Source organism: Mucilaginibacter sp. MD40 (assembly GCF_002288635.1).
GTDB lineage: Bacteria > Bacteroidota > Bacteroidia > Sphingobacteriales > Sphingobacteriaceae > Mucilaginibacter.
Map to the genome: position 1 here is coordinate 157,060 of NZ_NRSW01000001.1, position 13,833 is coordinate 170,892.

The 13,833-nt window shown below is 39.0% G+C and carries 8 protein-coding genes and 1 other RNA gene; 6 read left to right on the forward strand and 3 right to left on the reverse strand.

All coding sequences use genetic code 11. The features are described from left to right. Positions 1 to 110 precede the first annotated feature (110 nt). From ssrA to CKK33_RS00730, 4 genes are all read left to right on the forward strand, one after another. Positions 111 to 478, forward strand: a transfer-messenger RNA (tmRNA) gene (gene ssrA / locus CKK33_RS00715). A gap of 205 nt (positions 479 to 683) precedes the next feature. Then, positions 684 to 3,224, forward strand: a complete 2,541-nt coding sequence (locus tag CKK33_RS00720; protein ID WP_095702260.1) for a sacsin N-terminal ATP-binding-like domain-containing protein — start codon at positions 684 to 686, stop codon at positions 3,222 to 3,224. After that, positions 3,224 to 4,456 (forward strand): TIR domain-containing protein, encoded by a 1,233-nt coding sequence (locus CKK33_RS00725; RefSeq protein ID WP_095702261.1) that lies wholly within the window; start codon positions 3,224 to 3,226, stop codon positions 4,454 to 4,456. Before CKK33_RS00720 ends, CKK33_RS00725 begins: the two co-directional genes overlap by 1 nt. A gap of 516 nt (positions 4,457 to 4,972) precedes the next feature. Then, entirely contained in the window at positions 4,973 to 7,417 is a 2,445-nt protein-coding gene (locus CKK33_RS00730) for a TonB-dependent receptor (protein ID WP_095702262.1), read from the forward strand. 99 nt (positions 7,418 to 7,516) lie between these two features. Here the strand turns inward: CKK33_RS00730 and CKK33_RS00735 are convergent, their stop codons facing one another. The 3 genes from CKK33_RS00735 to CKK33_RS00745 all read right to left on the reverse strand — a co-directional run bounded on the left by CKK33_RS00735 (position 7,517) and on the right by CKK33_RS00745 (position 11,854). After that, positions 7,517 to 9,463: a hypothetical protein gene (locus CKK33_RS00735; RefSeq protein ID WP_095702263.1), complete on the reverse strand. Its 1,947-nt coding sequence runs from the start codon at positions 9,461 to 9,463 to the stop codon at positions 7,517 to 7,519. Between the two features lie 152 nt (positions 9,464 to 9,615). Next, a complete protein-coding gene (locus tag CKK33_RS00740; protein WP_095702264.1) occupies positions 9,616 to 10,764 on the reverse strand; it encodes a hypothetical protein in 1,149 nt (382 codons plus the stop codon). Between the two features lie 43 nt (positions 10,765 to 10,807). Beyond that, the gene (locus CKK33_RS00745; RefSeq protein WP_095702265.1) at positions 10,808 to 11,854 is read right to left on the reverse strand and encodes a S41 family peptidase; all 1,047 of its coding nucleotides are present in this window, start codon (positions 11,852 to 11,854) and stop codon (positions 10,808 to 10,810) included. Between the two features lie 200 nt (positions 11,855 to 12,054). On the opposite strand from CKK33_RS00745, the gene CKK33_RS00750 reads away from it, so the two are divergent. Together CKK33_RS00750 and CKK33_RS00755 are read left to right on the forward strand one after the other, a co-directional pair. After that, positions 12,055 to 13,068, forward strand: a complete 1,014-nt coding sequence (locus tag CKK33_RS00750) for a sensor histidine kinase (protein ID WP_095702266.1) — start codon at positions 12,055 to 12,057, stop codon at positions 13,066 to 13,068. Further along, positions 13,065 to 13,823 (forward strand): LytTR family DNA-binding domain-containing protein, encoded by a 759-nt coding sequence (locus tag CKK33_RS00755; RefSeq protein ID WP_095702267.1) that lies wholly within the window; start codon positions 13,065 to 13,067, stop codon positions 13,821 to 13,823. Before CKK33_RS00750 ends, CKK33_RS00755 begins: the two co-directional genes overlap by 4 nt. Positions 13,824 to 13,833: the final 10 nt, after the last annotated feature.

Consider the following 13,833-nt stretch of genomic DNA (forward strand, 5'->3'; position numbering starts at 1 on the left):
GTTTTTTGACATTCTGGTAACTGCACACTGCCTACTGCAAACTAAAATAACGTATATTTGTAGTTGATTTAACTGCACACTGGCAACCGCCAATTGCGAACTCAAAAAATGGGGTCGACCGGAATTGACAGGATGGAGATAAATAGGTAAGCATGCAGCGCGTTGGGTGAATTAGCGCTTTAATCTGAACGCTCAACTTACAAATGGCGAAAATAACTACGCCTTAGCTGCCTAATTTAGAATTAGCATAGCTTTTGTCCCGCCGGTTTTCCGTTCTGTTGGATCGGCATACGGGGCATCGAAAAACGGAACTGGCCTGCTTAGGGTGTGATAAGCGGGTAAGATAAAGCACCTAAGGATGCCGGTACAGGCAAGCGACTGGCCTTCCGCATCCCGACAATTAAACAGAAGCTAAGCATGTAGAAAGCTTATCTTATACCATGTTTGGACGAGGGTTCGAATCCCTCCGGCTCCACTTAAAAAAACCGAACCTAAAGTTCGGTTTTTTTATGCAATAATAAATATTGTAACTCATTGATAATAAATGTTTTAAAATTACAATACGGCACTCGAGGGTTCGAATCCCTATAAATAAGAAGATATTATTTGAATAAGATCAAGCAGTCACTCAATCCTTATTTTGTATTTTTGTTATGTAGTTAGTTACACTTTAACCTTATCAAATGATTAAATCAATAGAAGATGGCCGCAAAGAGGATGGCAACAGGTCGATAGCGGATAAAATAATAAAGAGACTACACGATTTGGAGATGACAGTTCAGAGCAACTTTGGTCGATGGGCTTGGGAGCTGCTGCAAAATGCCAAAGACAGTGTTGCCAATACCGATAGGAAGGTTTCTGTACAAATTACCTTTGACAACACTAAAATTGAATTTCGCCATAACGGGAACCATTTTACTGAAAAAGATATCAGGGGTTTAATTAATCAAATTTCATCCAAAGAAGTAGAAGAAGGTGAAGTGTCTACTCGTACAGGGAAATTTGGAACAGGATTTCTTACTACACATCTGCTTTCCAAAGAGGTTACAATAAAGGGTATTGTTGAAACGAAAACTGGTCAGTTCTTTAAATTCAACTTCCCACTTGACAGGGATGGCAAAACAACAACGGTGCTGATACCTAAGATTGAAAATGCATGGCTTCAGTTTCATATTTCAACAGAAAACAGCGAAATTGATAGTTATGACCATACGTTTTTCAACACATCATTTTCTTATAAACTTCCTACCGCAGAACAGAAAGAAATTGCAAAAACTGGCGTTGACGAGTTTATTAAACTTATACCATTCGTGTTAACATTCATTTCGCAGATCGATAATGTCGAAATCATCGACAACACGCGAAGCACCATAAACAAATTTAAAGTCAGGCCAAAAACATCAGACGGATTTCAAGTAATTGAAAAGATTGAAAATGGAAACAGCACAGTTATCAGTTTGCTGCATGCCACAAACGAAACCGTTACTATTGCGGCTATGGTTAAAAAGGTCGGCGACAAATATGAGGTATTAAGCTTGAATAAAATCCCAAAGTTGTTTTGTGACTTTCCACTAATAGGGACAGAAAATTTCTATTTCCCCATAGTGGTCAACAGCTTTCATTTTAATCCGCAGACAGAAAGAGATGGTATTTGGCTGATGGGGGATTCGAATGCGGAAGTGTTAGAAAATAAGGATTTGTTAAAGCAGGCGTTTGAACTATATAAAACTTTGTTGACTAATTGCGCTAAGCCTACATTTAGACAGCTATATAATTTATCTGTTTCACAATTACCATTAACGGACGATAGATACTTCGAAAAAAGTTGGTATATAACCAATATTCAAACGCCTTTAAGAACTTTTCTGTTGAGTCAGCCTATAGTTGAGCATGAAGACGGCAAGAACGGGAAGCTCGAGGATTCTTGGTTTCCACTTAAAAGTTATTCAAAAGATTTCCGAGAAAAAATATGGAAATTTAATTTCGATCTTTTTCCGGGCGCGGTTTGCCGTAAAGAAGACCTACATCCCTGGATAGAGGTAATCTGGGAGGATATAAATAGACTAACCGTTAATGAGTTGATGCAGGATATCGCGAAGAAAAATACCATCGGACAGTTAAGTGAAGACCTTGGATTGAGCGAAGTCGACACCTTTAATTGGTATAATGATTTGGGTACTTTCCTGATAAGTGATGAACAGAACCTATCACTTTTCGGTAAACATGCCATCATACCCAACGAAAACGGTAAATTTCTGATTAAAGAGGAAATCTACATTAATAAAATAAAAGATTCTGATTTAATTGAGGTGCTCCAGTTATTAGGCGAAGACTGGAATGACATTCTAATCCATCATAGTGTCGGCTTTGGGAAATATCATGTTAAAGAAAAGAAAGACATCGCCATAAAAATCAGCGAAAAGCTAAGAAAGGTAGACAATACGGACCATGATATTGTAAAGGCCATCAGCATTTTGTCGGAGTGGTTCGATAACCATCTTGAAGAAGGGCGTGAGTTGTTTGCGGAAACTTTTTCACGGCGTGCGGAACTATTTATGAATACAATCGAGGATAAAGAAAGCCTTTACAAAGTAATGAAAAGCGCGACTAATTTATCACAGGTGGCTGCCGCAATGGAAGATAATCCGATGCTTTTTGAAAATATAGAGCGGGCTAACAATATATTTTCATTAATGAAGGAATATAATCTGCAAACGGTCGAGCAATTGAGAGCGGTATTAGAAGGTCAGGCGGTCAATACACAAAAATCACTATTACCAATCACCGAAGAAATATTGGTTGCGATGGGTATTACCAATGTCGAAGAATGGGAAGACGCCATGCGGGATACAGACTTGAAAGCTTTGTTCGATCACCGTTCCGTTCCGACAAAAGATATGTATGTTCTTGCTCATGCCCACATCGATAAGGCTAGGGCAAGGGTTATTGAACACTTGAAAACCTTGAGCGATGATTACGATCTTGATGATTTGGATATTCATACAGCTCCCACGATTTTAGCAGGTGTGCGGAAACATGGACGCCCAATCAAAATCGTCTTTCGCCCCGCTTACTCACAAGAGGTTATAGTATATTATGGTGCGGAAAAAGACACCCTGGATTACACAGATACGGAATTGTGGGTGGACGATGGAATTGAAATATGGCAAGTTAGCCTGGGGTATATTTTGAAGAAAAATAACATAAAGAAGTTTAAGATTTAATGATGTCGCTTGATGAATATGTAATTAACAAGATTGGCCTACCGGAGAGCGACCGTCTAAAATATGATGCCTTATTGCCTTCAAGTGCTGAATTGGGGCGAGTGATTTGTGCATTTTCTAATACAGATGGAGGTGTTCTAATTTTGGGTATATTAGTCAAAAACAACAAAATTTCAATAAAGGGTTTAAGTGCCGATTTCCAAGTGAATGTTGTGTTAACGAATGCGTTGTCAAAGTTATCGCCGAATCCCTCAGTCCAAAGTGATTTCGTTGTCTTTCAGGAAAAACGATTGTTTGTCATTAAGGTAGATAAGTCTGACCAAGTCATAGCTTACAATCAAACTGCCTATGGAATCAAATCAAAAGAAATATATAAGCTCGAGGGTACGACCGCACAAGAACAACCTGCAACAAACAATGAGGTATTTCTTGATCGTATCTTAAATTATCTGATTGATAATCCTGGTTTGATTAACGTGAATAAACACACAATCAGGGAAACGATTCTGAACAATAAAATTTCAGTCTCGGACGCACAGCGATTATTAGCAAAACTGAAGATTGACGGGCATGTAAAATCTTATGGTGACAGGTACATCGGTTATTCGGCAGACACCAAATCATTTATGGATAATGGCGGCTACAGCAAATCAACTAAAAACTATTCTACAAAATTAGGTGGTAAGCATATCTTTATATCCTATCAGTGGCATCATAAGCTTGCAGCGAATAAACTTTACGAATTCTTAAAAACTAAGGGATATATTCCCTCGATGGACGATCATCAATTAAGCTATAAGGATAGCATATCAACTTTTATGGAGTCTATCCGCGCTTCTGATTTTGCAGTGCTAATTATAAGTGACGAATACCTGAAGTCAGAAAACTGCATGATGGAGGTGCTACACGTCTTAAAGGAGAGGAATAGTCAACAAAAAATCCTTCCGATCCGCCATGAAGATGTACGAATTTTCAAAACAGCCGACAGAATAAAATATGTGGAGTTTTGGCAAACACAAGTGAGAGAGCGTGAAAGGATACTTGAGGGAATTGAGGCTACTAATGCAATTGAAGAAATCAAAAAATTGCGAATAGCTAAACAAATTTATCAGGATATAGGTGACTTTTTGTCTGCCATTGCAGATATGATCATTAATACTATTGAAGAACAGGAAAAAACTTCTTATCAAAGCATTATGAATTTCATTGACGGTAATAACAAGAACGTTTGAGAAAATAAATGTTTGATGTGATGGTGATGTTCTAAAATAAATTAGAGCGAGATTATCAAGGCTATTAAATTATTGATTCCTTACATGCATTTAAATTAAATATTAAATTATTTGCAGAAGCAATGCTGTAAGTTCTTAGGTAAATATAGTTTACTAATTACCTAAGTAATCAACCGGATTACATTGTTCTTTAAGTCAAGGTACTTCCTGCAGAAAGCTTTTAATATACAGGGATATTTGCGGCAAATAGTAGCAGTATTTTGAAAAAACATCTAAAAAACGCGCTTAAAACGCTAGAATCGCATAAAGTGAAAATCCCTCCGGCTCCATTAAAAAGGTCTAAATGAGCAAAAAGCGCTATAAATTATATTTATAGCGCTTTTTGTTTTAAGTCTAAAGGTTTTAAAGATGTATTATAGCAAGACTTGTAAGTACCTATTTATTTTGTTACACACAAAATAAATAGGTGTAAATTTATCACAATAATAAAAAAGTAGTATCTACCAACACTAAACCATGAGAATATTTATTGCCCTTTTAATTGTATTATTTGGATGCGAAGCGGCTAAATCACAAAATAATGGCGCATTATCGGGAACCGTTACCGACAAGAGTACTCTAAAACCCATAGATGCGGCAAGCATACAGCTAAAAAGTAGCGCTGATTTCGGGACAACAACAGATTCGGCAGGAAAATTCAGGATCACGAAAATCCCGGCAGGAAGTTATACACTCGAAGTAAAACGTATCGGCTACCAAACTTCTACATCCTATAACATCGTTATTTCTAACGGTAACGAAAATGAGCTCAATATAGAGCTTACTCCTGCCGCATCAAACAACCTGAATGAAGTTAAGATTACTGCCCAACGCTCTGCATCTGTAGCCACATTAACCACACCACTTTCCGTACAGCGTTTAACTTCTGAGGAAATAAAAAGTAATCCGGGTGGTAACTTTGACATATCCAGGGTTATACAGGCATTGCCGGGGGTTAGCGGTACCGACGGGAGCAGCGGAGGCTTCAGGAATGATATTATCATCAGAGGTGGCTCGCCAAACGAAAACGTCTTTTACTTAGATGGTATAGAGATACCGGTGATCAACCATTTTAGCACACAGGGTAGTGGCGGTGGCCCGGCGGGTATTTTAAACGTATCTTTTATCCAGGATGTAAAGCTCAGCACTTCGGCGTTTGATGCACGGTATGATAACGCCCTGAGTTCGGTTTTCCAGTTTACGCAAAAAACGGGTAACCCCAACCGTTACCAGGGTAACGTACGGCTAAGTGCATCGGAGATTGCCGGAACCGTAGAAGGGCCGATAGATAATAAAACCACATTTCTTGCCTCGGTAAGGAGGTCGTACCTGCAGCTTTTGTTTTCTCTTCTCGATATCCCTGTGAGGCCAAATTATTATGATTTTCAAACAAAGATCACGCATAAGTTCAACTCTAAAACAACCTTAAATATCATTGGTGTGGGAGCCATAGATGAGTTTAAATTCGGTAAAATTAAAAACGCCACTCCCGAGAAATTATACGCGCTCAACACTTCACCAAGCATCAACCAGTACAATTATACTGTTGGCTTAAGTTTAAGGCATTCGCTTGAACACGGTTTTTTTAACCTGGCGCTGAGCCGAAATTTGCTAAATAACCAGATTGACAAATACGATGATAATGAATCAACCGACCCGAAAAAACTGAGGCTAAATATCAATTCGCAGGAGGCCGAAAATAAACTCCGGTTCGATTTTAATTACTTTAATAATGGCTGGCAATGGTCATTCGGTGGGTCGGCACAGTACGAACAGTTTAAAAACTCTTACTACAACAGGTTCCGTGCACAACTTACTGATAGTACAGGTAACGTTACCCAGCCGGCTGTTATATTCAACTCAAGCGCCGCACTCAATTTTTTCAGGTTTGGCTTATTCGCGCAGGCAGGCAAACGGTTCTTTAATAATAAATTGGGGTTAAACGCGGGTATCCGATCGGATATGAATACGTTTACCAATGATGGCCTTAATGGAGGGAAAACTTTATCGCCACGACTGTCTATAAATTATGCGCTTACGGAAAAATGGAACCTGAATGCCTCAGTGGGTAGCTATTTTAAAATACCGGTATATACTATTCTGGGATATACAAACTCAAGCGGTGGTTTTGTAAATAGAAATGCCGCCTACACACGGTCTGACCATTATGTGCTGGGTTTAGAATATTTACCGCGAGCATCAACCCGCTTTACAGTGGAGGCTTTTTATAAAATCTACAGCAATTACCCTGTATCAGTACGCGATGGTATATCATTAGCTAACGAAGGCGGAGATTTTACTACTGTTGGTAACGAGCAGATTGCAACTACAGGCAAAGGAAAATCATACGGAGTAGAGTTTTTTGCTCAACAAAAGCTTACCGACAGGTTTTTCGGCGTGCTTTCGTTTACCCTTTTTAACAGCAAATTTACCGAATTAAACGGAGTATATATTCCGTCTGCCTGGGATAACCGGCAGTTGCTCTCCTTAACTTTTGGCTATAAGTTGCCTAAAAATTATGAAATAGGGTTAAAGTTCAGGTACCAGGGATGCGCACCGTACACACCGTTTGATTATGACCTGTCAAAAGCGAATTATTTAACAACCGGCGCCGGAATACTTGATTTTAGCAGATTGAATACCCTGCGACTGGGTGCCTTTAATGCCTCTGACATCCGGATTGATAAACGATGGAATTTTAGAAAGACAACCTTGGATATTTACCTGGATGTAACCAATTGGTATGGGGCAAAAACACCCGCCTACCCCAATTACACTTTTGCCAGGAACAGTGACAATACAGCTTTCTTAACAACAGATGGCAAACCTTTGAGAACAGACGGATCAAACGCCGTACCTCTTTTACTGAAGAACAACGATGCTAACACTGTGCCGACAATCGGATTTATACTTGAATTTTGATACTTAAAATAACATAGGCTAATACATGCCACTCAATTATAGACTATATGTTGTTTAACGTCATTTATTTAAATATTCTAATTTCTATCGTGTAAACATTTAGCGCTTTGACTCATCTGGATTATCGTTTTGATCGTTTAGTGATTCGCCGGACTCCTCTTGTAAATCTTTCATTAATTCGGGCAGATAAGCATTTAAGCTATCCCGCATTGCTTGTTCTTCCTTTTTTATATCCTTTAAAAATAACCTTAACTCATTATCGGACAAAGCGCTTTTCCATGCTTGACCAGTCTGTTTGAAACCTTCCCTTTGAAGAATGTTTATCATGCTGTTACCATCTCTTATTTCGGTAGTTGCCATTAAATTTTGTTTCCCATACAATTTCAGCAAATTTTTTAAAATTATAGATGAGAACCCTTTGCCCTGATGTTCTGTATGGGTATAAAAATATCCTGCCTCCCAATCATAATCATTTGCTAAATCTGGCAGGTTTGCTTTTTCTGCTCCAAAATCACTTGCTGTTTTAGGTTTAATGGCACCTATTGCAACAGGTTTGCCCCATGAAAATCCCATTGCAATAAGTTTACACCTTTTTACCTTTTCTTCTGATGGAGTTTGAACTTTTCCTTGCTCTTCTAAAAGTTCAACAAAGCTGGCAATTTGTTTTTCAGTAAATTCAGAGGGGTCACCTATTTTGAACGACTTATCATTGATCCATGGAACAATTGTTCCGGTATTTTTCCAGGTATTGCCGTCTGTTCGATTTCTGTATTTACCTTTATAATCCATTATAAATAATAGAGCCAGTTCAACGTACCAAATGCCAAGCTGTAATGCCTGATATTTTGCCATTAAGTCTATTTTTCTCAATTCCGTACGTTTGGATTCCTGGCCGTGTACCAACGCATTTCGGATAAACGTAAAAGCTTCAGGCCCATCGATGACGTTAGGTAATGCTGCAAGTTCCTGAAATGCCGGAGGTACAGCTGCATCAATCTTTAATTGAAAAATGATCATACGGATCTTATTGGCGGCTGATATTTTTTCAGCATCGCCACCAATTATTACCTTCTGTCGTTCAACAATTAACCAATTGTAGATTAATTCTAATGCTGTTTGAATTAAGATAATTGAACCATCAACCATTCCCGCTTGTGAATTAGCCTCTACATACCAATGTATCGCGGTTTTAAGAAAATCCCGGTCATTTTCTTCCTCCCAAAGTTTGTTGTAAGATTTCCATAAAGATGGCAAATCATTCAAATAATAGATATCAGACCAGCAGTTTACGTATTTATGTATATCAACCGTATAATTTGTATAATCAGTCCAAAGATTCTGACCGTCGAAAGAACCTTTGTAAAACATTGGTGCTATTCGTCTTCCGTTCAAGAAATATAGAAAGTGATGAAAACGATCATGCCATTTATGTAAATCTGCCAGGCTCATAGCCCCTCTGATATTAGTAATCTTCCCTAAATAGGTAATCAAGAAACCACCATCTTCATTGAGCTTTTCCTGTCGAATTTTATAATCGACAGTTTTGTCAAGAATGATTTTATAGCGCTTATCCTCAAGAACTAACCGAGATTTTTGAAGGTTAACCACACCATCAGTAGTTTCCTTAACTGAATCACCTAAATATTCCCGCATATTTGGTATCGCGAAAATTACTTCGTTAACGGCAATAGTTTTTTCGCCCCAGATAAATTCGTTAGCATAGCCCCCACAGGTGGCTTGTTCAGTCAAATTTAGATCGTAGACCTTTATTTTAGCCATATACTGATTGCCTATCCAAATTTCATATTCTCCCGTTTCATTAAAATTTAGTTTAGCAGAAGTTGTAAAGGAAGCTTTAAATTTTACCCCCATATCTGGAAACCATTTAAAGATGATATCCCCATTTACTGGGAATTCCTTTTCTTCCCTTTTCAAAATGAAATCACCAGAATAAATTTTAAGAATTTCATTGGCTTCAACCATGGAAACCGGAGATACATTTCTTAATGGAACATCTTTAAAAAATTCCTGCAATTGATCAGACATATTTAATATAAATTTGAGGGATAGGTTGGTACAGTTTTCTTCACAATAACAAGTACTGATTTAGAAATAACTGGAAATCTTGATTGTTAAAATCACGCGCTAATTTAGTAATTGGAACTTTTATACTATAGTTGAACCAGAATGCAGCAGCTTTAGTTGCCGACACCATTAATATTGAGTACTTCTGGCGATATCAGCACATAATCATATTTTTCAATCAGCTGGTAAGCATCTTTAGGCAAGGTATTATCGTTTTTTATTTTTAATTGCCTCAGATCGATCAATACCCATCTGTCTTTATCATAAAACTTTGAAAATATCCTTGGGTTTTCGTTTTCATTGTTTAGTAGATCATCAACAAGTTTGCCGTTTTCCATTGTATAGCGTACCATGAGGTATACATTAGCAAATCCGGTATTGTTGCGTTGGGCAAGTTCATAAACAGCGTTACCAATATCGTACAGGTTGGTTTGCAAATTCATACCTTTCGCTAAATGATTGCTGCCCATCTTAAAGAACGTTTTTTCATTCTTTCCTGCCGTGTCATAATATTTAAAAAAATTTGCTTTCATTAAAGCAGACCGTGCCTGGTTATCGTTATTGCGGTAAATTTCCTTGGAAACCTTAATTGATTGTATAAGGGATTTATATGGTTTCTGGCGCACCGCTTTACTCAAGCTATCCAAAAGTATGGTGCTGGGATACCACCACTTAGCCTGTAAGCTATCATAAAGTGGTTTATGCTGTTGTTGAAATTTAGCAGATTGCGCCTTGTAAATTGTACTTAGGTAATACGGAAAACTCATTTGAAACTCCTGGTCTATTCCCCATATCTTATATCCAGATCTGTTAGCGGCTATTAGCATCCGGGCATCCTCGCAACTGCTAAAAAACGGAAAGACCCCAATATGAGGATAACCCGTTTTATATAACTTAATTACAGTATCAACCGGGCTTTTACTGCGCGAAATGCGCGTAAGCTCAGATGCCGCGTAGGGCCCTACTTCAACACACCAATTCTTATAGCCGTATTTGGCCGCACTTTCCAGCGCATACGCCGTTAACTGGGAGAGCAAAGGAGAATTGTGGTATTCGCCCCAGGCAACAAACTGGTTTTTTGCAAACATGCTGTCTAAAATATCCCAACCCTTACCCACCGGGCTATGGCCATCAAATGTAAAGTAGCTTAAGTGGGCTGGAATATACTTGTTCAGTCTGTCCTCGTCATTCATAAGCTGCTTCTTTTGCGCGTAGATGGAGGTACCGGCCAATAACAGCACGGCTATTAGTATATGTTTCATAAAGTATTTATTAGCGTTATAAAGCTTTTGGAAAAGGCAGATTTTATTTGTGTTTAAGCCATTGAAGCGCAGCTTTTACCTTTAGGTCATTTTTCAGGTCATTAAAATTGTCGCCTCCCAAAATCTCTTCATCAGGTTTAACATTATCTGTGTATAAGTGTCCGTTACGGTCAGCTTCGATCGCTGTAGCAACGAATACACCGATTTCATTAGTAAATTGAAAAGAAACATTAGCTGTTGTGTAACCACCTGTATCTTCTCCTATAAACCAGGTATTATGGCGTCCTTTAAATGAAATCGCGAGCGCTTCGCCTGAACTCCGGGTGTAAGGCCCTATCAGAACAACCACTTTCAGATCATACAACTGCTTACCCCGGCGGTTGATCCGGCACAAGGTATCCTGGCCTGAATAAACTTTATCCTTGCCATTGTCACTGACAATATTCCAGGCCTCTTCTTTCTTTGTACCCGGGTAAACAAAAGATCCCAGTTTTCCGGGTCTAAACAGATTGCTTAGTCCTCCGATCATGGCGTACATATCACCACCCGGATTCAACCGCAAATCGATAATAAGGCCTTTCAATCTTTCCGGATCCATAGCGGCAAGCGAATCCCTTATCTGCCTGGCAATATCGTTAACTGCGCCACGGTACGTTGGGTTATTATCAGGAACGAGCAAATAACCATAGCCCTTTGCCAGTATTTCTTTACGCACACCATAACCGTCTTTCATTTTTTTGATTAAGGCGGCGTGTACTGTTCTATCAAAGGGTTTACTGTTTCCGGGCCAGCCATAATAATTGTTATTGTACGTAATAAACCCGTGGTGATCTCCCAATAGTTGATAAAGCAACTTTACAGCTGGCAAAGCCGCCTTTATGGTACCGGCATTAGCTGCTTTATTGCGCACACTATCGCTTATCATTTTCCAATCAACCTGATTGCTGTAAAGAGCATTTGCTTTGCTAAACTGAAGCAGCGTGTCTATCAGGCGGCGCACACTGTCTGCTTGCTGCGCGTTGGCTTTACCAAAACTTAATAGAAATACAGCTAAAATTAGCAAGTAGGTTTTTTTAATATATCTTTTCATGTTCGTATTGTTTACAAAACAAAAATGTTCTCCATAGCGCTTAACATAAATTTTGTTATCCCAACTGCTCAATAAATTATCCCAGCAGCTTATGAAGCCAAATCATGCGTTCACATCGGGCAGGCAGGTTTTCATAAGGCTGTAAGGTGTGTTAGGATAAGAAAATTCCGATTGGTACACTATACTTTTATATTTGGGATATGAAGGGTAAACGGTTGCTTATTTATTATTTGCTGGCATGGGCATGCTATGCACTGTACCTTTATATTGATAATATTGCGAACAGAAGAGGCACTCAGCCTTATGTATGGTCAAACCTATTGGCCGGGTTTACAGAATTCACCTTTTGCTTCTTTTTTGTTTACCCAAGGTTCCTGAAAATTAAAAAGGTTCCGCTGCTGATCCTGGGGTTAGTCATCGCCGATATATTATTCATTAGCTGCCGTTATATGATAGAGGAGGTTGCCTATTTATGGCTATTAGGCTACGGCAATTATGACCCTTCCGTGAAATTCTGGTATTATATCAGCGATAATTGGTGGCGCGCTACGCAACCCATCATATTCAGTTTTATTGCCTGGGCTTTGTTAGAAACCTATCGCAGGGAACACGAGGCAGATCAGTTAAAGCAGGAAAAGACCCAGGCAGAATTGCTTTTCCTGAAAACACAGATCAACCCGCATTTTTTGTACAATACGCTAAATTATTTGTATTCATTAGCCTACCCGGTATCCGGCAAACTCGCCGACGCGATTATTAAGCTTTCTCAACTCATGCGATATATGTTAAATAACAGCGTTGATGGTATGCTTAACCTTCAGCTGGAGATAGACTATCTTGAAAATTACATTGAGATATACCGCTTAAGGTTTGAGAAAAATTTTTTTGTTGATTTTAGAAAAACGGGCGAGTTCAGGGAGAAAAAGATAGCTTCACTCATCTTAATACCTTTGGTAGAAAACGCATTCAAACACGGTGTATGTACTGATGCCAATTCGCCGATCAGTATCCATATCAGCACAGCCGGGCAACAATTGACCATGGTGGTTAGCAACAAGATCAGCCACGGTAATAAAGATAATTCCAGCGGGATAGGACTTGTAAATATCAGGCGGAGGCTTGAGCTGATCTATACGGGGGAACATGAGCTTTTGATCAGTAACAACGGTGAAAACTACGAAACTACCCTGCATCTAATATTAAAAACAACATGAAAAGGATACGCTGTTTAGCCGTTGATGACGAAGGATACGCTATAAACATGATAGCCGACTATATTACCAAAGTACCTTATATGGAACTTGTTGGCACAACAACGAGTGCAATAGAGGCTTTGAGCCAGATCCAAAGCGGAGAAATAGACCTGGTATTTTTAGACATCCAAATGCCGGAGCTTTCCGGCCTTCAATTTTTATCTCTTTGCGGAGATAAGTGCAAAGTGATACTGACAACAGCCTATGCAGAATACGCGCTGGAAGGCTTTGACCATGGCGTAATTGATTATCTGCTCAAGCCAATCGCCCTTGACCGGTTCCTGAAAGCTGCACAAAAAGCTTTTGATCAAATTACCGGAATTAATTACCGCACTACATCTCAGCAGCCAGCGCAGACGGCACCCAAAGTCACCAGCCCCGCACATGATTATATTTTTATTAAGGGTGATAGCAAGAGCAAGTTTCTAAAGGTAGATCACCGGGACATACTCTATGTTCAGGGACTTAAAAACTATGTATCTGTTTTTACGCTAACACAAAGATTTGTGACTTATCAAAGTTTGCGGGATATCATCGAACTATTGCCGCAGCCCCCATTTTACAGGGTACATAAATCCTATATTGTTTCGGTTAACAAAATACGAATGATAGATGGGCAAATGATCTATATCGGAGAACAAGCCATACCTATCGGCGAAAGTTATCGGGATAGCTTCATGGCAATGATTAAAGACGGCAGCAATAGGGAACAGTAATATGCAGGTT